Origin of the sequence: Tessaracoccus defluvii, assembly GCF_014489575.1 — a bacterium.
Taxonomy (GTDB): domain Bacteria; phylum Actinomycetota; class Actinomycetes; order Propionibacteriales; family Propionibacteriaceae; genus Arachnia; species Arachnia defluvii.
This window is the reverse complement of the sequence record NZ_CP060789.1, coordinates 276,233-302,573: the sequence shown is the minus strand read 5'-3', so window position 1 is coordinate 302,573 and position 26,341 is coordinate 276,233. Positions and strand designations below refer to the sequence as shown.

Genomic DNA, 26,341 nt, shown 5'->3' with positions numbered 1-26,341 from the left:
CTTACTCTCCTTCGTCCACAATCACAGCGGAGACGGTCACGGCGGAGCCGCCGACGACCGGGAGCCGTTCGGCATTACCCGGGTTGAGCGGCACCCAGACGACGTCGTCGACCATGCCGGCGACGATCTCGACGGGCAGCAGCTGCGTGACGCCGCCGGCGGTCACCGAGGCGACCTCCGTGAGCCCCAGCGCCTCGGCCGTGGCGGCCGAGAACCGGGCGACCACGGGGCGGGCGGTCGCACGGAGCGCCACCTCGAAGTCGTTGCCCTGCGAGGCGTCGAGCAGCTCACGCCAGCCGGCGACCCTGAGCCCCTCGCCGGGAGCGGCGACGGCCTCGTGCGGGGCCACGGCACGCGCACCGTCCCAGTCGCCGAGCTCGACCAGGTCCGTGTACGCCTGCTTGGCGGCCCGGAAGCCGAGGTCGGAGCCGAGCGCATCGGTGAGCGCGGCGAGGATCCGCAGGTCGGTCATGGGCGACACGGTCGCCTTGTTGACGATGCGGACCCGGCCGTGACGCTGCTCCCAGTTCAGGAAGTGGCCCGACTGCTCCTCGAGCAGCGCGGCGGGGAAGACCACGTCGGCGCGTTCGGTGACGGCGCTGGAGCGCTGCTCGATGCTGATAACGAAGTCGGCCGCCTCGAGCCCGGCGATCGCGATGGCCGGGCTCTCCAGATCGGAGGGATCGACGCCTGCCACGATGAGCGCCTTCAGCGCCCCCGCGGACAGAGCCTTGAACTGCTCCTCCGCGTCGAGCCCGGGCCCGGACGGCAGCGCCTCGACACCCCAGTGGGATGCCACGTCGACGCGGGCGGACGGATCGGACACGGGACGGCCGCCGGGCAGCAGACCCGGCAGGCAGCCTGCCTCGATGGCGCCGAGTTCGCCGGCACGGCGCGGGATCCACGCGAGGCGGGCGCCGGTGCTGTCAACCGTGGCGGCGATGGTGCTGAGGAGGCCGGGCTGCGACGCGGCCCGCTCCCCCACCAGGATGATGGTGCCTGCGTCGAGGCCCTCGAGCCCGGTCAGCGCCTCGGCCTCGCCGCCGGGGCGACGGGGACCAGGGTGGCGGACAGCTTCTCGGAGCCGCGCGACGCGTACGGAGCCAGCGTGGTGACCTGGAGCGTGCCCGCGCGGACCGCCTTGCGGAGGCGGAGGAACACGATGGGCGACTCGTCCTCGGGCTCGAAGGCGACGAGCACGACGTGCCGGGCGGCCTCGAGGTCGGCGTAGGTGACGGAGCCGGTCAGGCCCCGCCCAGCGACGTTCGAGCCGAGGAAGCGGGCCTCCTCCTGCGAGAACGGGCGGGAGCGGAAGTCGATGTTGTTGGTGCCGAGCACCGCACGAGCGAACTTCGAGTAGCCGTAGGCGTTCTCGACCGTCAGGCGTCCGCCGGTCTGCACACCCACCGCACTGCCGGCGGCCTTGAGGCCGGCGACGGCGGCGTCGATGGCCTCGGGCCACGACGCGGGCTGCAGCACGCCGTCGCGGCGCACGAGCGGGCGGGTGATGCGGTCGTCGCCGCGGCCGTAGGTGAAGCCGAAGCGACCCTTGTCGCAGCTCCACTCCTCGTTGACGGCCGGGTTCTCACCCGCGAGACGGCGCTTCACCTGGTGGTGACGGTGGTCCGTGCGGAGCTCACAGCCCGCGGCGCAGTGCTCACACGTCGTGGTCGTCGACACGAGGTCGAAGGGCCGCGACTGGAAGCGGTAGGCCGCCGAGGTCAGGGCGCCGACGGGGCAGATCTGGACGACGTTGCCGGAGAAGTACGAGTCGTACGGGTCCTGCTCGTAGACGCCGATCTGCTGCAGCGCACCGCGCTCGACCAGCGCGATGAACGGATCGCCGGAGATCTGCTCGGAGAACCGGGTGCAGCGGGCGCACAGGACGCAACGCTCACGGTCGAGCAGGATCTGGGCCGAGATGCTCACCGGCTTGGGGAAGGTGCGCTTCAGGTCGGTGAAACGTGACTCGCCGTAGCCGTGGCTGAGCGACTGGTTCTGTAGGGGCATTCGCCGCCCTTGTCGCAGATGGGGCAGTCCAGCGGGTGGTTGATGAGCAGGAACTCGAGCATCCCCTCCTGGGCCTTCTTGGCCACGGGGACGACACCTGCGTGTTGACCTTCATGCCCTCGGCGACCGGCATGGTGCAGGAGGCCTGGGGCTTCGGGAAGCCGCGGCCGTTGCCGGCATCCGGGATCTCGACCATGCACTGGCGGCAGGCGCCGACCGGGTCGAGCAGCGGGTGGTCACAGAAGCGCGGGATGGCGGTGCCGATCATCTCGGCGGCGCGGATGATCAGGGTCCCCTTGGGGACGCTGACCTGCGTGCCGTCGATGGTCAGCGTGACCAGATCCTCCTGGGGCGCGACCTCAGCGGACGTCGTCTTGCTGTCGACCGTCATCGGGCGTCTCCTTCCACGGTGAACAGGGCGCTCTTGGCGTAGGGGAAGAGCTCCCAGGCGGGGTGGTGTAGCCCTGCTCGAACTCGGAACGGAAGTGCTTCACGGCGCTGGTGACGCACGCCACGGCGCCGTCGGCCAGGGCGCAGAAGGAGCGTCCGCCCATGTTGTCGCAGATGTCGAGCAGCTTCTCGACGTCGCCCTCTTCGGCGGTGCCCGCCTCGAAGCGCATCAGCAGTTGCACGAGCCACCACGATCCCTCGCGGCACGGCGTGCACTTGCCGCAGCTCTCGTGCTTGTAGAACTCGACGAAGCGCAGGGTGGTGCGCACCACTGAGGTGGTCTCGTCGAAGATCTGCAGCGCCTTGGTGCCGAGCATGGATCCCGCGCCCGCCATGCCCTCGTAGTCGAGGGGAAGGTCGAGGCTGTCGGCGGTCAGGATCGGGGTGGAGGAGCCACCCGGGGTGAAGAACTTCAGCTCGTGACCCTCGCGGATGCCGCCCGCCAGATCGATCAGCTGACGCAGGGTGATGCCCATGGGAGCCTCGAACTGGCCGGCGTTCTTGACGTGGCCGGAGAGCGAGTAGATCGTGAAGCCCTTCGACTTCTCCGTGCCCATCGACTGGAACCAGTCGGAGCCGTTGGCCACGATCGACGGCACCGACGCGATCGACTCGACGTTGTTGATGACGGTCGGCGACGCGTACAGGCCGGCGACGGCCGGGAACGGCGGGCGGAGTCGCGGCTGGCCGCGGCGGCCCTCGAGGGAGTCGAGCAGCGCCGTCTCCTCACCGCAGATGTAGGCGCCGGCCCCGGCGTGCACGATCACGTCCAGGTCGTAGCCGGTGCCGAGGATGTTCTTGCCGAGGTAGCCGGCCGCGTACGCCTCGCGCACGGCCTGCTGCAGGCGGCGGATGACGTGCAGCACCTCGCCACGGCAGTAGATGAACGCGGTGTTGGCGTTGATGGCGTACGACGCGATGATGACACCCTCGACGAGGGTGTGGGGCGTCGCCATCATGAGCGGGATGTCCTTGCAGGTGCCCGGCTCCGACTCGTCGGCGTTGACGACGAGGTACTTGGGGTTCGGGTTGTCCTGCGGCACGAAGGACCACTTCATGCCGGTCGGGAAGCCTGCGCCACCACGGCCGCGGAGGTTCGCGTCCTTGATGAGCCCGATGACCTCCTCGGGCGACATGTCGAAGGCCTTCCTGACGGCGCGGTAGCCGCCGGTGGCCTCGTAGCGGGCCAGCTTCCAGGAGTTGGCCTGGCCCCACTGCTCGCTGAGGACCGGAGTCAGCAGATCGGTCACTTGGTGTCCTCCCGCTCGGTGAGGACCGACCCGGCGGAGGCCGAGGGTGCGGTCCAGTTGTTCTCGGCGGCGATGGTGCGACCCAGCACGGACGCGGGACCCGCGGAGGGGCCCTCGTCCGCACGGCCGTCGGGGAAGCCCGCCAGCACGCGCTCGGCCCCCCGCCACGAGGTCAGCGTCGCGCCGCGGGGCGAGACGACCTCGTCGTCGGCGAGCAGCTTCGTCAGCAGCTCGTCGGTCTTGGCCGGATCCATGTTGTCGAAGAATTCCCAGTTGACCATCATCACCGGGGCGAAGTCGCAGGCGGCGTTGCACTCGAGACGCTCGAGGGAGACCTGACCGTCGTCGGTCGTCTGGCCCTCGTCGATGCCGAGCTTCTCCTTGGCCTGCTCCAGCAGGGCGTCGCCGCCCATCACCGCGCACAGCGCGGTGGTGCAGACGCCGACGTGGTGCTTGCCCGCGGGGCGACGCTTGTACATCGTGTAGAAGGTCGCCACGCCCGACACCTGGGCGGTGGTGATGCCGAGGATCTCGGCGCACGCCTCGATGCCCCGGGGCGACACCCGACCGTCGACCGACTGCACCAGGTGCAGCATCGGCAGCAGCGCCGAGCGGGCCTGCGGGTAACGCCCGGCCAGCTCACGCAGCTCGGCCATGACGGCGTCGTCGATGCTGCTCGACTGGTCGGAGTAGTCCACCGATCCCGAGTCGGGGAAGTGGCTGACAAAGTGGCCGCTCATCGGTCCACACCTCCAAGGACGGGGTCGAGGCTCGCGATGGCAACGACGACGTCGGACATCATGCCGCCCTCGCACATGGCGGGCACGGACTGCAGGTGGTTGAAGCCGGGGTCACGGAAGTGGACCCGGTAGGGACGGTTGCCGCCGTCGGAGACGACGTGGCAGGCGAGCTCGCCCTTGGGCGACTCGATGGCCTGGTACACCTGACCGGCGGGGACGCGGAAGCCCTCCGTCACGATCTTGAAGTGGTGGATCAGCGCCTCCATGGACTCGCCCATGATGTGCTTGATGTGCTCGTTCGAGTTGCCCTGGCCGTCGGATCCGACCGACAGCTGCGCCGGCCAGGCGATCTTCTGGTCGGCCACCATGACGGGCTCGCCCTGCGACTTCTGCAGGCGGTCGTAGCACTGCTCGACGATCTTCAGCGACTCCCAGCACTCCTGCAGGCGGATCCGGAACCGGCCGTAGGCGTCGTTGGAGGCCCAGGTGACGGACTCGAAGTCGTAGGTCTCGTAGCCGCAGTACGGCTGGCTCTTGCGCAGGTCCCAGTCGTAGCCGGTGGAGCGCAGCGGCGGGCCCGTGACGCCCAGCGCCATGCAGGCGCTCAGGTCCATGACGCCGATGTTCGACATGCGGCCGATGAAGATGGGGTTCTCGTTGCAGAACAGCGCGTACTCGGGCAGGTGCGCCTTCAGCCAGTCGATGACCTGACGGAGCATGTCCAGCCCGTCCTCGGGCAGGTCGTTGGCGACGCCGCCGGGACGGATGTACGCGTTGTTCATGCGCAGACCAGAGACCGCCTCGAAGAAGTCGAGGATCATCTCGCGCTCGCGGAACGCGATCGTCATCATCGTCAGGGCGCCGATCTCCATGCCGCCGGTGCCCATGGCGACCAGGTGCGAGGCGATGCGGTTGAGCTCCATCATCAGCACGCGGATGACGTTGGCCCGCTCCGGGATGTCATCGGTGATGCCCAGGAGACGCTCGACGGCGAGGCAGTACACGGCCTCGTTGAAGATGGGGGCGACGTAGTCCATGCGCGTCACGTAGGTGACGCCCTGGGTCCACGTCTTGAACTCCATGTTCTTCTCGATGCCGGTGTGCAGGAAGCCGATGCCGGGGCGGATGGAGGTGACGGTCTCGCCGTCCATCTCGAGGATGAGGCGGAGCACGCCGTGCGTGGACGGGTGCTGCGGGCCCATGTTGACGACGATCATCTCGTCGCCGCGCTCGGCCTGCTCGGCCGCGATGTCCGCCCAGTCGCCGCCCTGCGCCAGGTAGACGCGGTCGGCGTGGTCGTCACCCGAGCCGGCGAAGATGTCCTCGGAAGCTGCGTGCGTGCTCATCAGGCGTAGGTCCTCCGGTTGTCGGGAGCGGGCACCTTGGCGCCCTTGTATTCCACGTCGACGCCACCCAGCGGGTAGTCCTTGCGCTGCGGGTGCCCCGCCCAGTCGTCGGGCATCAGGATGCGGGTCAGGGCCGGGTGGCCCTCGAAGATGACGCCGAACATGTCCCACGTCTCCCGCTCGTGCCAGTCGGCCATCGGGTAGACGGCGCAGACCGAGTCGATGTGGGATCCTCGTCGGGGCAGGTGACCTCGAGGCGCACGCGGCGGTTGTGCGTGTAGCTCAGCAGGTGGTAGACGACGTGGAGCTCCTCGCCGGTCTCCTGCGGGTAGTGCACGCCGCTGACGGACATGCACGCCTCGAACCGGAGGAACGGGTCGTCGCGGAACGTGCGCACCGTCTCCAGGAGCTGCTCGCGCGGCACGTAGATCGTCAGCTCGCCGCGGTCGAAGAGGACCCGGGCGCCTGCGAGGGCCGGGATGACCTCGAGGACCCTGCCGTGCAGCTGGTCGAAGGGTTCGCCGAAGGGGCCCTCGGAGCGGCCCGGCATGACGAGCTCACGCTTGAGGCCGCCGTAGCCGGAGGTGTCGCCGGAACCGCGCGACCACATGCCCTTCTTCGTGGCGAAGACGGGCTTCGAGGCCGGGGCGTCCGGCGTCGTCGGGAGGTTCTCCTCGGGGGTCTGCTCGCTCATCGCATGAGGCCCTTCATCTCGATCTTCGCGGGAGCGGCGAGCGCAAGCTGCTCGGCCTCCTCGATGGCGCGGACCTCGTTCGGGCCGATGGGCCGGTTCTGGACCTTCTCGCGCAGCTTGAACATGGCCTCGATCAGCATGTCGGGCCGCGGCGGACAGCCGGGATGTACATGTCGACGGGCAGGAAGTGGTCACAGCCCTGGACGATGGCGTAGTTGTTGAACATGCCGCCGGACGAGGCGCAGGCGCCCATCGAGATGACCCACTTGGGGTTGGGCATCTGGTCGTAGACCTGGCGGATGACGGGGGCCATCTTCTGCGAGACGCGGCCGGAGACGATCATCAGGTCGGCCTGGCGCGGGGAGGCGCGGAAGACCTCCTGGCCCCATCGACCGGAGTCGTAGCGGGGGGTGCCGTAGGCCATCATCTCGATGGCGCAGCAGGCCAGACCCATCGTCGCAGGCCAGAAGGAGGCCTTGCGGAGCCAGCCGAAGACACCCTCGACCGTGGTCAGAAGGATGCCGCTGGGGAGCTTGTCTTCGATACCCATGTCAGGAGCCTCCGATCAGTCCCAGTCGAGGCCGCGACGGCGCAGGACATAGAGATAGGGGATGAAGAACAGGACCAGGAACACCACCATGGCGCCGATGGCGAAGGTGGGGAGCTGGTTACGCGAGACGGCCCACGGCAGGAGGAAGACGACCTCGATGTCGAAGACGATGAACATCATCGCGGTGATGTAGTACTTGACCGGGAAGCGACCGCCGCCGATCGGCTGCGGGGTCGGCTGAATGCCGCACTCGTAGCTGTCGTACTTGGCGCGGTTGTACCGGGCGGGACCCACGACGGTGCTGAGCGCCATGGAGACCATGACGAACACCGTCGCCAGGATCACCATGCCCACGATCGGGATGTAGAGATTCATCCTTGTTCAATCCTTCCGGTCAGGCCGACGGGGCGACCCTGCAGAGCGCGTTGATGATGCGATCCATGGCATCACCATCGTGCGAATCGGTGAGGTTTGCGAGCAACTTGAGCACGAAACGCATGAGCGTCTTGCGCGGCAGCCCGTAGGTCGTGCAGAGCTTCATGATGCGGGGATCCCCGATGAGCTTCACGAAAATGGTGCCGAGGCGGTAGTAGCCGCCCAGCTCGGCGCGGAGCCGGGCCGGGTAGGCCTGCATGGCCTTCTCGGCGGAACGGGTGCCGAATCCCCTGGAGTTCGCCTCGGCGATGGCCTCGGCGGCGTACTCCGCTGCCTCCATCGCGTAGGCGATGCCTTCTCCGTTGAAGGGGTTGACCATGCCGCCGGCATCACCGACGAGCACGAGCCCGCGGCCGTAGTGCGGCTGCCGGTTGAAGGCCATCGGCAGCGCGGCCCCCTGGACCTTGCCGACCATGTTCTCGTCACGGAAGCCCCACTCCTCAGGAGTGTTGTCCAGCCAGCGCTTCAGCAGAGCACGGTAATCGGTCTGCCCGAAACCCTTCGAGGTGTTCAGGACGCCGAGCCCGACGTTCGACGTGCCGTCGCCCATGCCGAACACCCAGCCGTAGCCGGGCATCAGGGTGGACTTGTGCGGCTCGCCGTCCCAGAGCTCGAGCCAGCTCTCCAGGAAGTCATCGTTGGTGCGCGGCGACGTGTAGTAGGTGCGCACCGCCACGCCCATGGGGCGGTCGGCGCGCTTGTTGAGCCCCATCGAGACGGACAGGCGGGACGAGTTGCCGTCGGCGGCCACCACCAGCGGCGCGGAGAAGCTGCGTCCGTCCTTCGTGGTGACACCCGTGATCCGGCCGGTCCGGTCGTCGAGGATCGCGCCGTCGACGTTGGCCCCCTGGACCAGCTCGGCGCCCGCAGCGACGGCGTGCTTCGCGAGCATGTCGTCGAAGTCGGCGCGGGGCCGGACGACGCCGTAGGGCGGGAAGTCGGTCAGGTCGGGCCACAGCAGCTCGAACGGCTCCTTGCGGCCGCCGTAGACGCGCAGCCCCTTGTTGTGGAGCCAGCCGTTCGCCTCGGAGGTGTCGATGCCGAGCCGGGTCAGCTGCCGCGTGGCACGGGGCGTGAGCCCGTCACCGCAGACCTTCTCGCGTGGAAAGTGGGACTTCTCGAGCATCGTCACCGAAAGCCCGTGCCGCGCAAGGTAGGCCGCCGTCGTCGAACCGGCAGGACCAGCACCCACGACGATGACGTCGGATTCGATGGTGGCCCCGGCCCCGCTCTGAGGCTTGGCGAACGACATGCGCGTCTCCTGTAAGAAGGGTGGGAACTACGGGGTCAGTCTAGGGCTGGCCCCTCCTTTGAGCCAACCGGGTTGTCACTCGACGAAATGGCCCTGACAAGGCCCGCCAGGCGTGATTTAGACACGTTGAGCATTGCGTAAATACTGTCAGTGTGTGCTCCCGCGCCCGCCGGGCGGGTTGGTCCACGGGGACCCGGCCCCTGCGGATACGGCCCTGGTGGCCGTGCCGGCGTGCTCTGGGACTGCGGAGGCGGGCCCTGCGGTGCCTGCCGGGGCGGCGGAAACTGCGGGTGCGGCGGGCCCCCCGGCAGGGGCGTCGGGCCGGGACGGCGCCGCGCCCGGGACCGGCGGACGATCTCCCAGCCGAGAAGCACGAGGATCGCCACCACGAGGACCACCAGGGCCACCGTCAGGATGGTGCGGGTGTCGAACTCCCCCGCCGCGCCCTGGGCGGGGCTCGCGTCGCGGCCGTCGGCGATGCCGCGCTCGGCGCGGTCGATCATCGCGTCGACATAGGGGTGCGTCGGGAACAGGCTCTTGACGCGGACGAACTCCGCGACGGCCTGGGAGAACCGGTCCGCGTAGAAGTGCTCCAACCCGGCGGCGTAGACCTCCGTCGTCTCCGACGTGGTGGCGACGATGCCGTGCCGGTCCAGCGCCTCCTTCACGGTGCCGCCCTGCAGCACCCACGTCTGGCCGTCGAGCGGAGCGCCGGTCCGAGGATCGAGGGCGCCTGCCACGAGCACCCCGACCGCCTCGCCGTCCTCGTTGAAGGCCGGCCCTCCCGAGTTGCCGCCCGCCGCCGGCGCCTGGGTCTGGAAGATCGGCAGGCCGTCCTCGGTCGACTTGATGGAGGTGACGGAGCCCTCGGTGATCGTCGGCTGGTTCACCGAGTCGACGGACGCGCCCTGGAAGAACGTCGGCGAACCGGGGAAGCCCACGATGTAGAGGGGCGCCCCCGTCACGATCCGGGTCTCGTCGCCGAGCGGGATGGTGGGGGCGTTCTCGATGTCGATCTTGATGATGGCCCAGTCCGGGCCCGGGAAGCCCTCCCCTTGTCGACGACCTGGGCGGGAACCTCCCTGCCGATCTTCTGCCCGCCGCCCGCCGCCTCCGACAGCCGCACCGCGACGGTGTGCTCGATGTCGCTGAGCGCCATGGTGGCCGCATACAACGAGACCAGCCCTCCCGCGAGCTGCCGGTTCTGCGCATCGGACAGCTCGAGGCCCGCTCCCCCGCTGAGCCCAGCAGTTCGATGTCCTCCTCGGCGAACTGCAGCAGGGCCGTGTCCCGCACACCGGCCGCCAGTTCCTCGTCCGACTTGTCGACGACGTGCGCCGCCGTGACGAGGTAGCCGTCCGGGGTGACCATCCAGCCGGTGCCGATGGCGGAGATCTCCGCCCGGGTGCTGCGTCGATGCCCGGAGTCCTCGAAGAAGCGGCGGGGCGAGTCGGCGATCGCGTCGACCATCGCCTGTACGGCCGCCTCCTCGGTGTCGGGGATGATCCCGGAGTCGATCTGGCGGCTGATCTGATCGACAAGGTCGTCGGCGAAGGTGGCGGTCGGCTGCATGACGGGTACCTCTGCGCTGACGCTCCAGGTGTCGATGATCAGGCTCACCGCGGGGAACGACGCGTCGGCGATCCGTGTGCCCACGGTGACGTCCGCCCTGGCCAGGGCCGGATTCAGGAACACGAGCAGCAGGGCGAGGACCAGGCACCCGAGTCGTGGACGATCGCGCATGGCCACAGTCAACTAGACGACGGGGCCGGCCGGGCCCGAGCGGCGATTCCCGCGGACCCTGCGCCCGAGTAGCCGGGTGCCCGGCCGGGGACTATGCTCGCCAGGGTGATCCTCGACTTCGGCCGCGCTCGACTGCGCGCCACGACGGTCGCCATCCCCGACCCCGGACCGCTCGAGCAGTACCTCCCCGACACGGGGACCAACTGCGCGTTCCTCCGCCGCGGGGAGGGCTTCGTCGCCCTCGGCCAGGCCGCCCGCTTCGAAACGGACACCCTCGATGCCGCCGACGTGTGGTGGGAGGAGATCTCGAACCAGATCGACCACGACTCGGAGATGCCCGGCGAGTTCGGCACGGGCCCGCTCGCCGTCGGTTCCTTCACCTTCGACCCCGACCGTTCCGAGGAACACTCGGTGCTGATCGTGCCCGAGGTCATCATCGGGCGCCGCGGCGACATCTGCTGGATGACCCGGCTGGGCGACGCCCGCGGCTCCGCAGCCTTGCCTGCGCGGGGTGAGGCGCTCCGCTCCCCCGTCGGCATCCGCGAACTCGGCGGCGCGATGAGCGGGCCCCAGTGGGAGCGGATCGTCGCCGATGTCGTCTCCCTGATCCGTCGCGACGAGGTCGACAAGGTCGTGCTCGCCCGCGACCTGCGGCTCGCCTGCGACGACCCCATCGACCTGCGTCACGTCTATGCACGACTCCTGGCTGGCTACCCCACCACGTGGGCCTATCTGGTCGACGGGATGGTCGGCGCCACGCCGGAGCTCCTGGTGCGTCGGCAGGGCGGCCTCGTGACGTCGCGCGTCCTGGCCGGCACCGTCGGCCTGCAGACCGACGGCGTCGATCCGCTGGTCCTGGCGACCGAACTGTCGCGTTCCAGCAAGGACATCGCCGAGCACGAGTTCGCCGTCGAATCCGTCGCGAAGGCCCTGGAGCCGTACTGCAAGGCCATGAACGTTCCGGAGTCCCCCTCCGTGCTGCGCCTTCCCAACGTGATGCATCTGGCCACCGACATCACCGGCGTCGTCAACCACGACACGAGCGCCCTGCTGCTGGCCGCCGCGCTGCACCCGAGCGCCGCCGTCTGCGGGACCCCGACGCACCTGGCGCTCGACATCATCGGCGAGCTCGAGTCGCTCGACCGGAGCCGCTACGCCGGACCTGTCGGCTGGGTGGACACGGACGGCGACGGCGAATGGGCCATCGCGCTGCGGGGCGGACAGGTCCGCCCCGACACCCCGAACGAGATCCAGCTGTTCGCCGGCGCCGGCATCGTCGCCGACTCCGATCCGGCCGCCGAACTGGCGGAGACCGGAGCGAAGTTCGTGCCCATGATGCAGGCCCTCGGCCTGGCCTGATCGGCCGGGCCGCGGGCGCCGAGGTCAGCGCTTCCGCTGCACCTGGATCTTCTGCTTGTTGCCGGTGGACAGCCCCTGACGACGGGCCTTCTCCTCCCCGAGGAGCTTCTTCTGCTCCTCCTGCTGTTCCATCAGCGAGTCCTTGTCCATGCCGGAGCGCAGGATGAAGAAGGCGATGAGCGCGATCACCAGCGAGATCCACGCGCTCCAGCCGAACACGATCGGCAGCGTGACGAGCGCGACGATGTCGAAGCCGCGCAGCAGCGAGAACATCAGGCCGGGAGGCATCGCACCGAAGCCGGTGGCGACGATGGGGCCCGAGTAGTCAGCGGGCTTCGCCGAGACCCACCGCACGGCGGCGAGCAGCCCGGCGATGCCGGTGACGAGGGCCGCTGACAGCGCATCGGTGACGGAGGCGGCGACGCCGCCCGCCAGCCCCATGAAGGCGGGGACCGTCAGCACGGTCCACAGCAGCGCCAGGATCGCGGGAACGACCATGGCCGCCGTCTTGATCTGGCTGGGGTCGAACGGGAAGCAGCGCTGGAGGCCCTTGGTGCGGGTCAGCACCCGTAGCGAGTTCATGAACGGGATCAGCGCCGTCATCAGCACGAGCGCCGAGATGGGCGGGTTCAGGCTGGCCAGCCCGAGTGCCTGCACGGCATACGGCACGATGACGGTGCCCGCGAGCAGCAGCAGCGACACAGGCTGTCGCCACAGCCGCTGCACGTCACGCAGGACCAGCGCGGTGGTGCCGGAGCCGGAGCCCCTGGTCGGGCGCACATGGCCCTTCCTGCGGGCCCGCGCCTCGACGAGGATGTCGCGGATCAGGGCGAACTCGAGGGCGAAGGCCGCACCCTGCAGGCCGCTGAGGAGCGATCCTCCGGAGGTCAGGCGCTGCCGGCGCACGTTGCGCAGTCGGCGGTAGGCGAGGAGGCCGGCGCCGATCATGAGCAGCAGGCCGACGCCGGCGATGATGAGGGCGAGCTCGACGGCCAGCGTGCTGACCTGGCTCAGGTTGACCCAGCCGGCGGCACCGGCCACGAGCAGCACCAGGGTGCCGAGCGCGACGACGGCGAGGACGGACTGGACTACGGTGACCACCCAGGTCCGGTCGAGGCCCTGCTCTGCCGCGGCGAAGGCGACGAGCCCGGCCGCGCCGAGGCCACCGGCGAGGGCCCAGATGCCGACGTGGGCCAGCGACGAGCCGGTCAGCGCCGCGACGAGGGCGCCGGCGAGGGCGCCGACGACGACGGTGACGCCGATGGCGCCGAAGAGGCGGCCGGCGAGCAGCTTGCGCCGGTCGGTGTCGGCGTCCATGAGCCAGAAGCCCTCGGCCGCCGACGCGACGATCGGCCCGAACATGCGGGAGAGGACGAGGGTGAAGGCCAGCAGGCCGGCCACGGAGGCCCACGGCAGCAGGCCGCGGGCCGCGACGCAGCCGTCGGTATCGCAGACCGCCACGACCTGCTGGGCGCGGACGATCGACGAGATGACCATCGCGCCGACGAGCACGATGGAGAAGACCATGACGTAGCCGTCGGACAGCGCCTGCCAGACGTTGCGGTCGGCACGTCCCCGGCGCCAGTCCCGCATCAGCAGCTTGAGCTGCTTCTCGTCGACGACGCCGACGTCGAGGAACCTCGGGTCGGTGACGCTCATCAGGCGCCCAGCCGGATCTCGCGCGCCCCGATCGCCTCGAGCAGGCGCGGCTCGTGGCTGGCGAGGACGATCGCGAGGCCGCCTTCGAGGTCGGACTTCAGCCGCCGGCCGAGCCACTCGACGCCCTCGACGTCGAGGCGCTGCTCCGGCTCGTCGAGCACGAGCAGGCGACGGGGGCGGACGAAGGCGGTGGCCAGGGCGAGGCGGCGCCGCTGACCGGACGAGAGCGTCGCGGGCAGCTGGCCGGCCTGGGCCACGAGCTGGACCTCCTCGAGCACCTCGTCGACGAGGTCGTCGGGGTCGTGCAGGCCGTGGGCCCTGGCCAGGAGGTCCAGGTGCTCCACGACGCTGAGGTCGGGGAAGAAGTCGAGGTCGTCGATGACGGTGGCCACGTCGCGGCGGATGGCGGGGTTCGTCTCGGTGACCTTGACGCCGCCGACGGTGACCGTGCCCTCCTCGGGCCGGTCGGCGCCGACGAGGCACCGCAGCACCGTCGACTTTCCGGCGCCGTTGCGCCCGGTCAATGCCACCGCCTCACCCGCGTGGACCTTCATGGAGAAACCCTCCACGATGGTCACGGGGCCGTAGCCCTTCTTCAGCTTGTCCACCTGGAGCACGACTTCTCTTTTAGCCACGCGCCCCATTGTCTCCTATGGCGCAAGCCCGTGACCATCGGGCCGCGGCAGGAGCCGTCGGGCGGTCGTCGGTCCCGGCCGCTAGGCTGACCCAATGCAGAACCAGAGGGCAGGTCTCGACAAGCAGCGCGCCGATGTGGCGGCCATGTTCGACGGCGTCGCCCGACGCTACGACCTGTTCAACACCGTGCTCAGCCTCGGCCAGGTGTACCGGTGGCGGCGCGCCACCGTCGCGGCGGTCGCGCCGCGCCCCGGGCAACGGATCCTCGACCTCGCCGCGGGCACCGGCACCAGTTCGGCGGCGCTGGCCGCCTCCGGTGCGTACGTGGCAGCCGGCGACATCTCGCTGGGCATGCTCGCGCAGGGCCGACGCCAGCAGCCCGATCTCGACTTCGTGGCGGCGGACGCCCTGTCCCTCCCCTTCCCCGACGACACCTTCGACGCGGTGACGATCTCGTACGGGCTGCGCAACGTCGAGCAGACGATGGTGGCGCTGCGGGAGATGCAACGCGTGACGAAGCCCGGCGGACGCGTGGTGATCGCCGAGTTCTCCACCCCCACGAACCGGCTCTTCCGCCACATCTACACCGACTACCTGGTGGCGGCGCTGCCGCGGATCGCGAAGCTGTCGAGCAACCCCGTCGCGTACGGGTACCTGGCCGAGTCCATCCTGGCCTGGCCCGATCAGCAGGGCCTGGCCGCCATGCTGTCCGAGGCGGGGTGGACCGACGTCGAGTGGCAGGATCACGCGGGCGGCATCGTCGCCCTGCACCGCGGCTGGAAGGCCTAGATGACCGGGTTCGTCCTGGACCCGTACGCGGCCAGGAGCTGCCCGGTCAAGACGCTCCACACGTTCGATCCGACGCAGGCGCAGCCCGAGGTCCCCCTGGACGAGTCGCTGCACGATTCCTTCCAGGGAGGCTCCGACTTCCGCAACGAGGCGCTCACACGCATGCTCGCGGCGCAACCCGACGCCGTCGATCTGCGCGGACACCGGCTCGCGGGGACTCCCCGCGAGGCCCGCGTGACGGCGACCCTCGAGGCCATGCACCGGGGCGCTCCCCTCATCGTCGGCGGCACGCTGCCCGAGGACAGGGAGGGGCACCGCATCGGCCAGCCCGACGCGCTGATCCGCGGCGACGACTCCCCCGGCGGAGGCCCCGGATACTGGCCGTGCCAGATCAAGCCCTACCGGGTCAGGGAGAAGCAACTCGGCGCGGACACGCTGTCCACGTCGTCGCTGACCCGCCCCGGCGAACTCTCCGTCCTGCCCGACGCCCGCTACCGCACCTACCGGGAGGGCGTCCTGCTCGAGCTCGCCCACCACTGGAAGCTGCTCGAGACCTGCGGGTTCGCCTCCGGGCGCCTCATCGTCGCGGTGGTGGGCGACGACCGCTCCCGCGACGGGTCCCCGACCCTGACCTGGGTCGATCTGACGGAGAAGTTCATCCGGACCTACTCACGCTCCGCGGGCCACAAGCTGCGCTCGCCCCTGGAACGCTACGAGCACGAGCACCGCTTCCGCGTCCACGTGGCAGAGACGGCCATGGTCCGCACCGGCGTCGACGACCCGCCTCCCGCCGTCCGCCCCATCCGCGTGAAGGAATGCGAGTGGTGCTCCTGGTGGTCGGTCTGCCGGCCCCTGATCGACGACGATGACCTGTCGCTGCGGATCTCCAAGGCCCCCCTGGACGTCCGGGAGTTGCAGACGCTGCTCGGGCTCGGCATTTCGACGGTGGCGGAACTGGCCGAGGCCGACATCGACGCGATCCTCCCCGACTATCTGCCGCTGACCGGCCACCGGGACCGCTCGGAGGCGCGGCTCAGGCAGGCCGCCCGCCGGGCCAGGATGCTGGCGAACGGCGTCGACTTGGAGCGCGTGAGCGTCGACCCGATCGGTGTGCCCCGCTCCGCGGTGGAGGTCGACCTCGACATCGAGACGGCCGATGACGGCTGCGTCTACCTGTGGGGCGCGCTGCTGCACGACGCCGCCGGCACCCGCTTCGTGGACTTCTCGAGCTTCGAACACCTCACGCCAGCAGACGAGACCGACCTCGCCGTCCGGTTCGCCGAGTGGCTGCTCGACCTGACGACGCGCCACCCGGAGACGCTGGTGTTCCACTACAGCGACTACGAGACGGTGCACCTGCGGCGCCTGGCCGACCGCACGGGGCACCCCGCCCTGCTGGCCGCCTGCGACCTGATCCGCGGGCACTTCGTCGACCTCTTCAGCTACGTGCGCGACAACTTCGTCGGCGTCGACGGGCTCGGGCTCAAGGTCGTCGCCACCCGCGGCGCCGGCTTCGCCTGGCGTGACGAGGAGCCGGGCGGGCTCGCCTCGCGCACCTGGTTCAACCAGGCGGTCGACGGCGCCACACCCGCCGAGCGTGAGGCCGCCCGCACCCGGGTCCTCGAGTACAACGAGGACGACGTGCGCGCCACGAGCGTGCTGCGCGAGTGGCTCACGGGGATGGACGCGGCAGGGTAGCCGTCAGGAACGCACCTTCGCGACGACGAACTCGGCGTCTCCGGCCAGCGCCTCCGCCAGGCCCGCCTCATCGGTGACGACGGCGACCCGCCAGCCCAGAGCCCCCGCCACCGCCGCCAGGTCGACACTCTGCGGCGTCAGGAAGACCCGGTCGAAGCTGTCGGCGTACTCGGGGCCGCCCTGCTCCAGCCGTCGGAAGATGCTGCCGCCGTCGTCGTCAGCGACGACCACCCGCAGCTGCGGCCACGGCTCGCCGGGCGGCCGGACGAGGGCACCGAGGTCGTGCTGCGCCGTCAGGTCACCCAGCAGCACCGTCGTCGGCCTGCCGCTGCCCAGCGCGAGGCCCGTGGCCGTGGCGATGGTGCCGTCGATGCCCGCGACCCCGCGGTTGGCGAACGCGCGCGGCGGGTCGGCCGCGATGGGCGACAGGTCGGCCGCCCGGATGATGGAGCTGGACCCGAACATGACGTCGTCGCCGGAGCGCAACCCGGCCAGGACGGCGTCGGCCACCGCCCGCTGCGTCAGCCCGGGGGTGCGCCGCGGCGCGTCGCCGACGGCGAGCCAGCGCTCCAGCCAGGCCGGATCCTGCCCGGCCAACAGCACCCGGTCGGCGACGATCGCGGCCCGGTGGCCGGGGTCGATCCACCCGGCCCGGTCGGTGACGACCACGAGTTCGATGTCGGAACGTGCGAGGAGCGCGGAGACAGGCCGCGTCAGGGTCGGGTGCCCGAAGCAGACGACGCGCTCGATGTCGCCGCCCAGCTCCGGCAGCGCGTGGCGGTACCAGGCGACGGCGTTGGGCCGCGGCGGGCGTTGCTCGACGGCTCGGCGAGCAGCGGGGCGCCGCTCAGCTCCGCCAGCGCCCTGGCCTCGGCCCCCACCTCCGGGGTCGCGTCGCCGACGAGCACGACGGTGCGGCGCGCGTCCAGCTCGGCGATGCGGTGTCCGGCGGAGGCGCCGGTGACCAGCGTCAGGTCGCGGGGTTCGGGCAGCTCCCCCACCAGCGGGGCGGCGAACTCGAGGTTCACCTGGACGGCTCCCGGCGTGCGGGTGCGACGGCCTTCGGCGAGCGCGACCGCGCGCTGCACCGTCGCCGCCCAGGCCGCGGCGTCGCCCGACTCCGACGACAGCCGGATCACGTGGGGGGTGGACGCGCCCAGGACGCCGGCCTGGTCGGCGGTCTGCGAGGCGCCCGTGTCGATGAGGTGCGACGGCCGGTCGGCGGTCAGCAGCAGCAGCGGCACGCCGGCGACGGTGGCCTCCATGGCGGCGGGGCCGAGGTTGGCCACGGCGCTGCCCGAGGTGGTGATGACGGCGACGGCGCGGCGGGTCTGCTTGGCCAGCCCGAGCGCCGTGAAGGCGGCGACCCTCTCGTCGATGCGCACGTGCAGGCGGAGCCGGCCTGCGCGGTCGGCCCGGTCGACGGCGAGCGCGAGGGACGCGCTGCGCGACCCCGGCGACAGGACGACGTCGGTGACGCCCATGCCGATCAGCGCGTCGACGGCGACAGCGCCGAGCTCGATGCTGCTCATTCCTGCTCCTCCACGATGCGGCGGGTCCGCTCCAGCCGGTCGAGCCACCAGCGTGTCAGATCGGCGTCGGCGCGGTGCCGTGCGAGCAGCGTCGGATCGGGCGCGACGTCGCGAACGGCCAGCGCGCCGTCGATCGGCACCAGCGGGTCGACGACGACGTCGCCGGCCAGCAGCCTGCCGGTCTCCAGCCCGCAGGCCCGGTCCAGCCCCGGCAGGGCGGCGGCCAGCGCCACCCCGGCCCGGAGCCCCACGGACGTCTCGACCGCACTCGACACCACGACGGGCAGCCCCAGTTCCTCGGCGAGCCTCAGGCACGCCCGGGCCCCGCCGAGCGGCTGCACCTTGAGGATCGCCACGTCGGCTGCACCGGCGTCGCGGACCCGCAGCGGATCCTCGGCGCGGCGGATCGACTCGTCGGCGGCAATCGGCACGCCCAGCCCGAGCGAGCGGAGCGCGGCCAGTTCCTCGACGGTGGCGCACGGCTGCTCGGCGTACTCCAGCGAGAATCCGGCGAGCGCCCGCATCGCGGCGGCCGCCTCGTCGAGGTTCCAGGCACCGTTGGCGTCGACGCGCAGAGCGACGTCGGGCAGGGCCTCCCGCACCGCGGCGACTCGGGCGATGTCGTCGGCCAGCCCCTGCCCGCGGGCCGCGACCTTGATCTTGACGGTGCGGCAGCCTGCCGCGACGGCGCGGGCGGCCGCCTGCGCGGGCGGCAGTGCAGGGACGATGGCGTTGACCTCGACGCTGTCGCGCACCGGCTCCGGGTGGCCGAGCACTGCTGCCTCCAGCGCGGCGGCGAGCCAGGCGGCGGCCTCGCCGTCGTCGTACTCGGGGAACGGGCTCCACTCGGCCCAGCCGGCCGGCCCCTCGAACAGGATGCCGCTGCGGCGGGTGATGCCGCGGAAGGAGACGTTCAGACCGATGTCGTAGACGAAGGGGGTCATGCCAGCCAGACCCCGACCAGCAGGCCGAGCCCCAGCCCGATCTCCGCGAAGCCCGTCGAGGCGATGACGGGGATCAGCCGCGGCCCCTTCGCCCCGCCCAGCACGCGACGCAGCGGATCGACGAGGAGGCCGAGCGACAGCAGCGCGATGAGGGCGAACCACGTGGTCATGGCCGCGAAGGCGACCACTGCCCCGGCCGCCACGATGCACAGCCCCAGGTAGAGGAGGCGGCTGCGCCGGTCGCCGAGGCGGGCGGGCAGCGTCATCTTGCCGGAGACGCGGTCGGTGTCGATGTCGCGCAGGTTGTTGGCCACCAGGATGCCGCTGGCCAGCGCCCCGACGCCCAGGCCCGCCACCCAGGCGTGGGCCAGCACCGACCCGGAGATCACCAGGGCTGTGCCGACGGTGGCGACGAAACCGAAGAAGATGAGCACCATCGCCTCGCCGAAGCCGAGGTAGCCGTAGGGGTGCCTCCCGCCGGTGTAGAACCAGGCGGCCAGGATGCACACCGCGCCGAGCGCCAGCAGCCACCACAGCCCGCTGAGCGCGACGACGACCAGGCCTGCGACGGCGCCGACCCCGAACGACAGGAACGCGGCCCGCTTGACGGCGGTCGCGGAGGCCAGCCCGGACGCGACGAGCCGGATGGGCCCGACCCTGTCGTCGTCGGTGCCCCGCACCCCGTCGGAGTAGTCGTTGGCGTAGTTGACCCCCACCTGGAGCGCGAGCGCGACGACGGCGCACAACGCGGTGATGAGGAGGTCGATGCTGCCTGCGGCTGCGGCGCTCGCGGCGCCGGCGAGGATGGGGGCGATGGCGGCGGGCAGCGTGCGCGGACGGGCACCAGCCAGCCAGATGGAGAGCGTGTCCTTCATGATTGCCCCCACCTTAGTGCCCGGCAACGAAATACCCCTTGACAGTCGCAGCCGCCGCTCTTATGCTCCTAACACGTGTTAGGAACGGTCTCGAACCGCGAACCGAACGAAGGAGAGTCATGGGTGACTCGACGTTATTGACCTCAAACCTGTCCAGACGGGTGCTGCTCGGGGGTGCCGGGCTGGGCATCCTCGGCGCGACGGTCGCGGCCTGGCCGCGGCTGACGGGCACCGACATCCCCGGCCGCGGCGAGGATCGCCTCACCGTCGCGATCATCGGCACGCAGGCCGACGCTGCGGCCCGGCAGGGCCTCGTGGACGCCTTCGAGAAGAGCACCGGCATCCGGGTGCGGATCATGGCGATCCAGTCGGTCGACTGGCAGGACTTCTTCAGCAAGATCCTCACCATGGTCGCGGCCGGCACCCCGCCCGACGTCGTCAACGTGGCCACCGAGGGCGCGCAGCTGTTCGCAGAGCGGCTCGCGCACCCGATCGACGAGTTCGTGACCCGCGACAGGTCCGACATGCGCGAGTTCTTCGCCGACGTGCATCCGAGCCTCATCGAGGCGTTCATGTACCGCGGCAGCCTGTACCAGCTGCCGATCGACTGGAACGCGGCGAACATGTACTACAACACCTCGGCGTGGAATGCCGGCGGCCTGGCCGACCCCGCCGAGGACTGGACGCATCTGGACTTCCGGCAGGCGCTGATCGAGATGAAGCGCGCCGGCGGCAGCGGGTTCGTCCCCTACTACTGGACCAACCGGCTCTTCGGCGGCGTCGTCCCGTGGCTCTACGCCAACAACACCTCCTTCCTGAAGGAGGAGAAGGCCCCGGCGGCGAGTGGTTGTGGGACGAGTTCTACGCCGACAGCCCGGCCCGACCGCTGCTGTCGGGTGGCTACCTGTGGGAGCAGCCGAACGCGGAGGCCCCCGAGGTCTACGAGAGCTTCGACTTCCTGCGGGGTCTCGTCGTGGACGGGCTCGGGGTGAGGCCCGAGGGCGGCGGCGGCAACACGCTCGTCGGGCAGTTCGCGTCCGGCCGCGTCGGCTGCACCCCGGCTGGCGGCTACTGGGTCCAGGGCCTGTCCGAGGCCGGCATGCAGCCCACTGACTACGACGTTCAGTTCTTCCCGCGCTGGGCGACCGGCGAAGGCAGCGAGCTGCAGCGCCACCAGTTCGGCACCGCCGGCTACGCGATCATGAAGACCGCCAAGGACCGCGAGGCCGCCTGGCAGTGGCTCAAGTTCACCGCGTCCCTCGAGGGGATGCGGCACGTGTTCGCCAACCCGAACACCACGCCGTCGCGGCGCTCGATGGTCAACGAGGAACTGTTCGGCGTCAAGGGCCCCCGGCACTGGAAGCGCTTCTACGAGACCCTCGACCGGTTCCCGTCGACCGGCCCGATCCCTGCACCCCCGCAGCAGGGCTCGGTGGAGACCGCACTGATCAAGAACGTCTCGCTCGCCGTCGGCGGCAGCGAGGCGCAGATGAAGGGCGCCCTGCAGTCGCTGCAGCGTGACCTCGAGCTGGCCCTGAGGAGGACCGCATGAGCGCCAAGTCCCTGACCAAGGCCCGCGGCTCCTCCGCGATGGCCTGGCTCTTCCTTGCCCCCACCCTCGTCGGCATCGCGATCTTCACGCTCGTGCCGATCGTCGGGTCGCTGCTCCTGGCGTTCTTCCGCTGGGACATCATCAGCGATCCGGAGTTCGCCGGCGTCGACAACTTCGTCGAGGCCGCGCAGGATCCGACGGTGCTCGTCTCGTTCGGCAACACGATCGTGTTCGTCGTGCTGGCCGTGGCCCTGCAGCTCGGCCTCGCCCTGCTGCTCGCCGTGCTGGTGCAGGAGAAGATGCCGAACTGGCTGCGCGTGTTCTTCCGCTCGGCCTTCTTCTTCCCGCTGATCCTGTCCGCCGCCAGCGTCTCGATCTTCATGGGGTACCTGTTCAACGAGCAGTTCGGCGTCGTCAACTGGCTGATCGGCCTGGTCGGGATCCCGGCGGTGCCGTGGCTGACCACGCCGGGCGGCGCGACGGCCGTCGTGGTGCTGGTCTACGTGTGGCAGAACTTCGGCTTCTCGTTCCTGCTGTTCCTCGGGGCCCTCGCCGGCATCCCGAAGGAGGTCTACGAGGCCGCCGCCATCGACGGCGCCACCGGCTGGTCGAAGCACCGCAACGTGACCATCCCGCTCATCTCCCCCACCACGCTGGTCGCCTCCGTCATGGCGATCATCAGCGCGCTGCAGATCTTCGACCAGCCCTATGTGCTGACCCGTGGCGGGCCGGGCGACTCGACCCGCACCGTCGTGATGGTCATCTACGAGACCGCGTTCAAGCGTCTCGAGTTCGGCAAGGCCTCGGCCATCGGGCTCGTGTTGATGCTCCTGATCATGGCGGTCACCGCTCTGCAGTTCCGGCTCAGCCGCCGCTTCGTCTTCTACCAGTGAGGTCACCGATGACTACCCAGACCCTCATCGCCCCGCCGACGAGGCGCCGCCGCCGCTTCGACTGGGCCGTGGCCGGCCGCGTCGCCGGCCTCACCCTGGCCGCCGTCCTGATCCTCGGCCCTGTGCTGTGGACGTTCTCCACCTCGCTGCGACCGCCGGCGGAGGGGCTCACGCTGCCGCCGTCGTTCATCCCGCTCGACCCGGACTTCTCGGCCTACTCCGAGGTGTTCCGGCAGCTGAACATGGGGCTGCTCGTCCTCAACAGCGCCCTGGTCACCGGGCTCATCGCCGTCGGCCAGATGCTGTCGGCCGCCCTGGCCGGCTACGCGTTCGCGTTCCTGAAGTTCCGCGGCAAGGGCGCGCTGTTCTCGCTCGTGCTGGCGACCATGATGATCCCGGTCCAGGTGACGATCGTGCCGGTGTTCATGCTGATCCGCGGCATGGGCCTGTCCGACACGCTGCTGGCGCTGATCCTGCCCGCCATCCCGACGGCGTTCGGCACGTTCCTGATGCGCCAGTACTTCCTGGGGCTGCCGACGGAGCTCGCCGAGGCGGCGACAGTCGACGGCGCGGGCCCGTTCCGGATCTTCTGGTCCGTCTACGCGCCGCTCGCGCTGCCCGGCCTGGCCATCGTCGGGATCCTCGCGTTCAACTTCCACTGGAACGAGTTCTTCCGGCCCCTGATCCTGACGATCTCGGAGCAGAACTTCACGCTGCCGCTGGGACTCGTGACCCTGCAGGGCAACATGGGCACCGGCAGCATCTCGGTGGTGCTGGCAGGCGTCGTCCTGTCCATGATCCCGGCCCTCGTGGTGTTCCTGTTCGGGCAGCGGACGCTGCGCGAGGGGCTCACCGCCGGCGCCGGCAAGTAGCGCTCAGGTGGGAGGCGGCGCCGTCGACTCCCGCTCCACCAGCGGACACGGCAGCAGCACCTGGGCCGGCGGCGACGTCGGCGCGGGTGCTGCTTCCGGTTCCAGCCGCGCCAGCACGGAGGCCATGGCGCGGCGCCCCATCTCCTGCAGCGGGAGGGCGACGGTGGTCAGCGCCGGCACCATGAGGTCGGCCAGCGCGGCCTCGTCGTCGTAGCCGACGACGGACAGGTCGGCGGGCACGGAGATCCCCAGGTTGGCGGCGGCGAGGATGACCCCGACGGCGGCGCGGTCGTTGCCAGCGAGGATCGCCGTCGGCCGCCGGTCGGCCGGCCCCTCGAGCACGGCCGTGGCGGCCGCATACGCCGGGCGCGTTCGGAAGCCGCCGTGGCGGACCCATTCCTCCCGCACGGGCAGCCCTGCGTTGCCCATGGCGGCCCGGAAAGCGTCCTCACGGAGGAACGAGGCGGGCGAGTCGTCGTCGCCGCGCAGGAACGCGATGCGGCGGTGCCCCAACGCGATCAGGTGCTCGGCGGCGACCCGGCCGCCGGTGGGTTCGTCGGGGATGAACACGGGCAGCAGCGAAGCCGCGGCCGGCGAGTCGGCCGTCGGATAGCAGTTGGCGAGCGCGGCGGGCACCCGCAGGAACGAGTCGACGACGCGGGTCTCGTGCAGACCCACCGTCAGGTAGATGAGGCCCTCGACCGCGCGGTCGAGCAGCAGCCGGGCGACCGGCTCGGCCTTCTCGGGCTCGCCCCCGGTGTCGGCGGCCAGCGTCATGAAGCCCGCCTCGCGGGCGACGGCGTCGGCGCCGGCGATGATGGCGCCGTCGAAGGCTCCTCCGACGGCCCGGTCGGACATGATCCCGATGACCTTGGAACGCTGGTTGCGCAGGCTCTGCGCGAGCAGGTTGGGGCGGTAGCCGAGCCGGTCCGCGACCTCGCGGATCCGCTCCTGCGTGTCCTTGGCGAGGAACCCGTCGGCCCGCCCGTTGAGCACGAGTGAGACGGCGCTGCGGGAGACCCCTGCCTCCTTCGCGACCTCCAGTGCCGTGATCCTGCGACCCATGGGGGCCAGCCTAGCCGCGCCCGACCAGCCCTTCGAGCGTGACGCGGTCGGGTTTGCCGCCCGCGGTGCGGGGCAGCGGGTCGGCCAGGACCAGTTGCCGCGGCAGCCACGCCGCGGGGAGGGCGGGACGCAGGTCGTCGCGCCACTGCTCCAGCGTCCCTGCCGGCGCGAACAGGACGACACGGGCACCCCACTCGGCGTCCTCGACGGCGAGCACCGCCGTGTCCGGGTGCAGTGCGGCGGCGGCGGAGCGCACGACGGCCAGGTCGACGTTGACGCCGCCCGAGATGACGACGTCGTCCAGGCGGCCCTCGACGACCAGCTGCCCCGCCTCGAGTCGGCCGCGGTCGCTGGTGCGCAGCATGCCGTCGACGAGGACGGCGGCGGTGAGGTCGGCGCGGCCGAGGTAGCCCTCGAACAGGGTCGGCCCACCGAGCAGGATGCGGCCGCCCTCTCCGATGCGGGCGTCGACGCCGGGCAGCGGCACCCCGTCCCACACCACTCCCCCGCACGTCTCGCTCATGCCGTAGGTCTCGATGACGCGGATGCCTGCGGCTTCGGCCCGTTCGCGCAGGTCGGCCCGCAGCGCGGCGCCACCCACCAGGACGGCGTCGAACTCCGCGAGCCGGGCGGTGACCGTCGCGTCGGCCAGGGCCCGGTGGAGTTGGGTGGCGACGATGGACACGGCATTGCGGCCGGGGACTGCGGCCAGGTCGTGCAGGTCGGAGGAGGCGTACGCCACGCCCGCCCCAGTGCCCCGCGGACCAGGACCATGAGCCCGGCCACGTAGTGCGAGGCCAGCGTCAGGTGCCAGGTGGCCTCGAAGCCGAGCCGCTCGTGCGCCATGGCGGCGGCCGCCGTCAGCGCATCGCGGCCAACGACCACGAGCTTGCCGTCGCCGGTGGAACCCGAGGTGGCGACGACCGCGCAGCCGGCCGGGGCGACACCGTCGCCGGGCGCGAGCCACAGGCCGGTCCCGTCGTGCAGCAGGCGCGCGAGGGCGGCGACGGGGTCCATCCGGCCACCCTAGCCCGCCAGGTAGACTGTGCCCATGCCCCGGGTCCTCCTCGCCATCGTCATCGTCTCCCTGACGATCTACTGCATCGTCGAGGTGGCCCAGGCGCGCAACGGGCAGGTCCGGGCGATGCCGAAGTGGCTGTGGGCGTTCACCGTCATCTGCCTCCCCGTGCTCGGCCCCGTGACGTGGCTCTTCTTCGGAAGACCGGTCTCCGGGCACGTCCACCGTCCGCTGCCCCGAAGGCGCCGGACGACGACGAGGATTTCCTGCGCGGACTGCGCTGAACCGCGTGGCGCCCCCACGGCCCTGCTGTGGGAGGATGGTGCCGCGAAATTCGAGGTTTGGAAAACACATGGAGAGTTCTGTCGCGGCTGTGTCCGCGTGGCTGCGCGCCTGCTCGCAGGAGTTCGACCGGAGGGTCGAGGAACTGAACGAACTTGACCGCATCCTCGGCGACGGCGACCACGGCACGAACATGCAGCGCGGCTTCGCCGCGGCCGGCGCGCTCGACTTCGGCGCCCAGGCCACCGCGGCGGACGCCCTGCGGCAGGTGGGGATGGCGCTGGTGAAGGTCGTCGGCGGGGCCTCGGGCCCGTTGTTCGGCACGTTCCTGCTGCGCACCGGTGCAGCCTGGCCCACGCCGCTGACCGTCGCGGGGATCCACGGCGCCCTGGACGTGGGCCTCCACGGCGTGATGACCCGCGGGAAGGCCGAGCGGGGCGACAAGACCATCGTCGACGCGCTGGCCCCCGTCGTCGACTCCCTCGCGGCCTCCGCCGCGGCCGGCCTCCCCCTGGCCGAGGCGCTGACGGCGGCGGCGCTCGCCGGCGAGGCCGGGCGCGACGCCACCGCCCCGATGCTCGCCCGCCGGGGCCGCGCAGCGCTCAAGGCGGACCGCTCCATCGGCGTCATCGACCCGGGTGCCGTGTCGATGAGCATCATTGTGAGCACCGGCGCTCATCATCTCGGCTGATTTCTG

At 70.9% G+C, this 26,341-nt stretch carries 26 protein-coding genes and 3 pseudogenes; 10 read left to right on the top strand and 19 right to left on the bottom strand.

Annotation, left to right across the window (positions count from 1 at the left end; genetic code table 11):
• Position 1: 1 nt before the first annotated feature.
• The 11 genes and pseudogenes from H9L22_RS01335 to H9L22_RS20205 form a co-directional block, all read right to left on the bottom strand.
• Positions 2-2,401, bottom strand: a pseudogene (locus H9L22_RS01335) (NADH-quinone oxidoreductase subunit G).
• Positions 2,398-3,710, bottom strand: a pseudogene (gene nuoF, locus H9L22_RS01330) (NADH-quinone oxidoreductase subunit NuoF). Before nuoF ends, H9L22_RS01335 begins: the two co-directional pseudogenes overlap by 4 nt.
• Positions 3,707-4,450: an NADH-quinone oxidoreductase subunit NuoE gene (gene nuoE, locus H9L22_RS01325; protein ID WP_187721297.1), complete on the bottom strand. Its 744-nt coding sequence runs from the start codon at positions 4,448-4,450 to the stop codon at positions 3,707-3,709. Before nuoE ends, nuoF begins: the two are co-directional and overlap by 4 nt.
• The gene (locus H9L22_RS01320) at positions 4,447-5,796 is read right to left on the bottom strand and encodes an NADH-quinone oxidoreductase subunit D (protein ID WP_187721296.1); all 1,350 of its coding nucleotides are present in this window, start codon (positions 5,794-5,796) and stop codon (positions 4,447-4,449) included. The genes nuoE and H9L22_RS01320 overlap by 4 nt, the downstream gene beginning before the upstream one ends.
• Positions 5,796-5,993 (bottom strand): NADH-quinone oxidoreductase subunit C, encoded by a 198-nt coding sequence (locus H9L22_RS20715; RefSeq protein ID WP_455431972.1) that lies wholly within the window; start codon positions 5,991-5,993, stop codon positions 5,796-5,798. The genes H9L22_RS01320 and H9L22_RS20715 overlap by 1 nt, the downstream gene beginning before the upstream one ends.
• Positions 5,924-6,490 carry an NADH-quinone oxidoreductase subunit C gene (locus H9L22_RS01315; RefSeq protein WP_455431971.1) on the bottom strand — a complete coding sequence of 189 codons (567 nt, stop codon included), beginning with the start codon at positions 6,488-6,490 and terminating at the stop codon, positions 5,924-5,926. Before H9L22_RS01315 ends, H9L22_RS20715 begins: the two co-directional genes overlap by 70 nt.
• Positions 6,487-7,040, bottom strand: a pseudogene (locus H9L22_RS01310) (NuoB/complex I 20 kDa subunit family protein). Before H9L22_RS01310 ends, H9L22_RS01315 begins: the two are co-directional and overlap by 4 nt.
• 15 nt (positions 7,041-7,055) lie before the next feature.
• Complete coding sequence (locus tag H9L22_RS01305) at positions 7,056-7,415, bottom strand: NADH-quinone oxidoreductase subunit A (protein ID WP_187721295.1); 360 nt, start codon at positions 7,413-7,415, stop codon at positions 7,056-7,058.
• A gap of 19 nt (positions 7,416-7,434) precedes the next feature.
• Entirely contained in the window at positions 7,435-8,727 is a 1,293-nt protein-coding gene (locus H9L22_RS01300; protein ID WP_187721294.1) for a geranylgeranyl reductase family protein, read from the bottom strand.
• 35 nt (positions 8,728-8,762) lie between these two features.
• Positions 8,763-9,719, bottom strand: coding sequence for a S1 family peptidase (locus tag H9L22_RS01295; RefSeq protein ID WP_406707845.1), 957 nt, complete (start codon positions 9,717-9,719; stop codon positions 8,763-8,765).
• Positions 9,689-9,886 carry a hypothetical protein gene (locus H9L22_RS20205; protein ID WP_406707847.1) on the bottom strand — a complete coding sequence of 66 codons (198 nt, stop codon included), beginning with the start codon at positions 9,884-9,886 and terminating at the stop codon, positions 9,689-9,691. The genes H9L22_RS01295 and H9L22_RS20205 overlap by 31 nt, the downstream gene beginning before the upstream one ends.
• Positions 9,887-10,090: 204 nt before the next feature.
• Here H9L22_RS20205 and H9L22_RS01290 point away from each other — a divergent pair, with 204 nt between their 5' ends.
• Together H9L22_RS01290 and H9L22_RS01285 are read left to right on the top strand one after the other, a co-directional pair.
• The gene (locus H9L22_RS01290; RefSeq protein WP_187721292.1) at positions 10,091-10,261 is read left to right on the top strand and encodes a hypothetical protein; all 171 of its coding nucleotides are present in this window, start codon (positions 10,091-10,093) and stop codon (positions 10,259-10,261) included.
• 314 nt (positions 10,262-10,575) lie between these two features.
• Complete coding sequence (locus H9L22_RS01285; RefSeq protein ID WP_187721291.1) at positions 10,576-11,829, top strand: isochorismate synthase; 1,254 nt, start codon at positions 10,576-10,578, stop codon at positions 11,827-11,829.
• Positions 11,830-11,853: 24 nt separating this feature from the next.
• Here H9L22_RS01285 and H9L22_RS01280 read toward each other — a convergent pair whose 3' ends face one another.
• Both H9L22_RS01280 and H9L22_RS01275 read right to left on the bottom strand, forming a co-directional pair.
• Positions 11,854-13,488: a DUF6297 family protein gene (locus H9L22_RS01280; RefSeq protein WP_226966042.1), complete on the bottom strand. Its 1,635-nt coding sequence runs from the start codon at positions 13,486-13,488 to the stop codon at positions 11,854-11,856.
• Complete coding sequence (locus H9L22_RS01275) at positions 13,488-14,132, bottom strand: ABC transporter ATP-binding protein (RefSeq protein WP_187721289.1); 645 nt, start codon at positions 14,130-14,132, stop codon at positions 13,488-13,490. The genes H9L22_RS01280 and H9L22_RS01275 overlap by 1 nt, the downstream gene beginning before the upstream one ends.
• 85 nt (positions 14,133-14,217) lie before the next feature.
• Between H9L22_RS01275 and H9L22_RS01270 the strand changes: the two genes are divergently transcribed.
• The gene (locus tag H9L22_RS01270) at positions 14,218-14,913 is read left to right on the top strand and encodes a demethylmenaquinone methyltransferase (RefSeq protein ID WP_187721288.1); all 696 of its coding nucleotides are present in this window, start codon (positions 14,218-14,220) and stop codon (positions 14,911-14,913) included.
• A complete protein-coding gene (locus tag H9L22_RS01265; RefSeq protein WP_187721287.1) occupies positions 14,914-16,611 on the top strand; it encodes a TM0106 family RecB-like putative nuclease in 1,698 nt (565 codons plus the stop codon).
• A gap of 3 nt (positions 16,612-16,614) precedes the next feature.
• On the opposite strand, the gene H9L22_RS01260 is transcribed toward H9L22_RS01265, so the two are convergent.
• Genes H9L22_RS01260 through H9L22_RS01245 form a run of 4 tightly spaced genes read right to left on the bottom strand, consistent with a single transcriptional unit; the run spans position 16,615 to position 19,962 of the window.
• A complete protein-coding gene (locus H9L22_RS01260) occupies positions 16,615-17,280 on the bottom strand; it encodes a thiamine pyrophosphate-binding protein (protein ID WP_187721286.1) in 666 nt (221 codons plus the stop codon).
• A 44-nt stretch (positions 17,281-17,324) separates the two neighbouring features.
• The gene (locus H9L22_RS01255) at positions 17,325-18,143 is read right to left on the bottom strand and encodes a thiamine pyrophosphate-binding protein (protein WP_187721285.1); all 819 of its coding nucleotides are present in this window, start codon (positions 18,141-18,143) and stop codon (positions 17,325-17,327) included.
• The gene (locus tag H9L22_RS01250; protein ID WP_187721284.1) at positions 18,140-19,087 is read right to left on the bottom strand and encodes an o-succinylbenzoate synthase; all 948 of its coding nucleotides are present in this window, start codon (positions 19,085-19,087) and stop codon (positions 18,140-18,142) included. The genes H9L22_RS01255 and H9L22_RS01250 overlap by 4 nt, the downstream gene beginning before the upstream one ends.
• Positions 19,084-19,962: a 1,4-dihydroxy-2-naphthoate polyprenyltransferase gene (locus H9L22_RS01245; RefSeq protein ID WP_187721283.1), complete on the bottom strand. Its 879-nt coding sequence runs from the start codon at positions 19,960-19,962 to the stop codon at positions 19,084-19,086. The genes H9L22_RS01250 and H9L22_RS01245 overlap by 4 nt, the downstream gene beginning before the upstream one ends.
• Before the next feature lie 119 nt (positions 19,963-20,081).
• Here H9L22_RS01245 and H9L22_RS18300 point away from each other — a divergent pair, with 119 nt between their 5' ends.
• Genes H9L22_RS18300 through H9L22_RS01230 form a run of 4 tightly spaced genes read left to right on the top strand, consistent with a single transcriptional unit; the run spans position 20,082 to position 23,279 of the window.
• On the top strand, positions 20,082-20,954 hold the full coding sequence (locus H9L22_RS18300; protein ID WP_226966041.1) for an ABC transporter substrate-binding protein: 873 nt from the start codon (positions 20,082-20,084) through the stop codon (positions 20,952-20,954).
• Complete coding sequence (locus tag H9L22_RS18295) at positions 20,849-21,514, top strand: extracellular solute-binding protein (RefSeq protein ID WP_226966364.1); 666 nt, start codon at positions 20,849-20,851, stop codon at positions 21,512-21,514. The genes H9L22_RS18300 and H9L22_RS18295 overlap by 106 nt, the downstream gene beginning before the upstream one ends.
• Positions 21,511-22,407, top strand: a complete 897-nt coding sequence (locus H9L22_RS01235) for a carbohydrate ABC transporter permease (RefSeq protein ID WP_187721282.1) — start codon at positions 21,511-21,513, stop codon at positions 22,405-22,407. Before H9L22_RS18295 ends, H9L22_RS01235 begins: the two co-directional genes overlap by 4 nt.
• Before the next feature lie 8 nt (positions 22,408-22,415).
• Complete coding sequence (locus tag H9L22_RS01230) at positions 22,416-23,279, top strand: carbohydrate ABC transporter permease (RefSeq protein ID WP_187721281.1); 864 nt, start codon at positions 22,416-22,418, stop codon at positions 23,277-23,279.
• Between the two features lie 3 nt (positions 23,280-23,282).
• On the opposite strand, the gene H9L22_RS01225 is transcribed toward H9L22_RS01230, so the two are convergent.
• Together H9L22_RS01225 and H9L22_RS01220 are read right to left on the bottom strand one after the other, a co-directional pair.
• The gene (locus H9L22_RS01225) at positions 23,283-24,344 is read right to left on the bottom strand and encodes a LacI family DNA-binding transcriptional regulator (RefSeq protein ID WP_187721280.1); all 1,062 of its coding nucleotides are present in this window, start codon (positions 24,342-24,344) and stop codon (positions 23,283-23,285) included.
• 10 nt (positions 24,345-24,354) lie between these two features.
• A complete protein-coding gene (locus tag H9L22_RS01220; protein ID WP_187721279.1) occupies positions 24,355-25,086 on the bottom strand; it encodes an AMP-binding protein in 732 nt (243 codons plus the stop codon).
• Positions 25,087-25,395: 309 nt separating this feature from the next.
• Between H9L22_RS01220 and H9L22_RS18290 the strand changes: the two genes are divergently transcribed.
• Positions 25,396-25,803, top strand: coding sequence for a PLD nuclease N-terminal domain-containing protein (locus tag H9L22_RS18290; protein ID WP_226966040.1), 408 nt, complete (start codon positions 25,396-25,398; stop codon positions 25,801-25,803).
• On the top strand, positions 25,715-26,335 hold the full coding sequence (dhaL, locus tag H9L22_RS01210) for a dihydroxyacetone kinase subunit DhaL (protein WP_187721278.1): 621 nt from the start codon (positions 25,715-25,717) through the stop codon (positions 26,333-26,335). The genes H9L22_RS18290 and dhaL overlap by 89 nt, the downstream gene beginning before the upstream one ends.
• Positions 26,336-26,341: the final 6 nt, after the last annotated feature.

Excerpts from the sequence above, each read along its gene's own strand:
- H9L22_RS01250 (WP_187721284.1), bottom strand. The coding sequence starts at position 19,087 with ATGACCCCCTTCGTCTACGACATCGGTCTGAACGTCTCCTTCCGCGGC.
- dhaL (WP_187721278.1), top strand. The coding sequence starts at position 25,715 with ATGGAGAGTTCTGTCGCGGCTGTGTCCGCGTGGCTGCGCGCCTGCTCG.
- H9L22_RS01255 (WP_187721285.1), bottom strand. The coding sequence starts at position 18,143 with ATGAGCAGCATCGAGCTCGGCGCTGTCGCCGTCGACGCGCTGATCGGC.
- H9L22_RS01225 (WP_187721280.1), bottom strand. The coding sequence starts at position 24,344 with ATGGGTCGCAGGATCACGGCACTGGAGGTCGCGAAGGAGGCAGGGGTC.
- H9L22_RS18290 (WP_226966040.1), top strand. The coding sequence starts at position 25,396 with ATGCCCCGGGTCCTCCTCGCCATCGTCATCGTCTCCCTGACGATCTAC.
- H9L22_RS01315 (WP_455431971.1), bottom strand. The coding sequence starts at position 6,490 with ATGAGCGAGCAGACCCCCGAGGAGAACCTCCCGACGACGCCGGACGCC.
- nuoE (WP_187721297.1), bottom strand. The coding sequence starts at position 4,450 with ATGAGCGGCCACTTTGTCAGCCACTTCCCCGACTCGGGATCGGTGGAC.
- H9L22_RS18300 (WP_226966041.1), top strand. The coding sequence starts at position 20,082 with ATGGGTGACTCGACGTTATTGACCTCAAACCTGTCCAGACGGGTGCTG.
- H9L22_RS01305 (WP_187721295.1), bottom strand. The coding sequence starts at position 7,415 with ATGAATCTCTACATCCCGATCGTGGGCATGGTGATCCTGGCGACGGTG.
- H9L22_RS01320 (WP_187721296.1), bottom strand. The coding sequence starts at position 5,796 with ATGAGCACGCACGCAGCTTCCGAGGACATCTTCGCCGGCTCGGGTGAC.
- H9L22_RS01300 (WP_187721294.1), bottom strand. The coding sequence starts at position 8,727 with ATGTCGTTCGCCAAGCCTCAGAGCGGGGCCGGGGCCACCATCGAATCC.
- H9L22_RS01230 (WP_187721281.1), top strand. The coding sequence starts at position 22,416 with ATGACTACCCAGACCCTCATCGCCCCGCCGACGAGGCGCCGCCGCCGC.
- H9L22_RS01245 (WP_187721283.1), bottom strand. The coding sequence starts at position 19,962 with ATGAAGGACACGCTCTCCATCTGGCTGGCTGGTGCCCGTCCGCGCACG.
- H9L22_RS01275 (WP_187721289.1), bottom strand. The coding sequence starts at position 14,132 with ATGGGGCGCGTGGCTAAAAGAGAAGTCGTGCTCCAGGTGGACAAGCTG.
- H9L22_RS20205 (WP_406707847.1), bottom strand. The coding sequence starts at position 9,886 with ATGGCGCTCAGCGACATCGAGCACACCGTCGCGGTGCGGCTGTCGGAG.
- H9L22_RS01265 (WP_187721287.1), top strand. The coding sequence starts at position 14,914 with ATGACCGGGTTCGTCCTGGACCCGTACGCGGCCAGGAGCTGCCCGGTC.
- H9L22_RS01280 (WP_226966042.1), bottom strand. The coding sequence starts at position 13,488 with ATGAGCGTCACCGACCCGAGGTTCCTCGACGTCGGCGTCGTCGACGAG.
- H9L22_RS20715 (WP_455431972.1), bottom strand. The coding sequence starts at position 5,993 with ATGGCCGACTGGCACGAGCGGGAGACGTGGGACATGTTCGGCGTCATC.
- H9L22_RS01235 (WP_187721282.1), top strand. The coding sequence starts at position 21,511 with ATGAGCGCCAAGTCCCTGACCAAGGCCCGCGGCTCCTCCGCGATGGCC.
- H9L22_RS01270 (WP_187721288.1), top strand. The coding sequence starts at position 14,218 with ATGCAGAACCAGAGGGCAGGTCTCGACAAGCAGCGCGCCGATGTGGCG.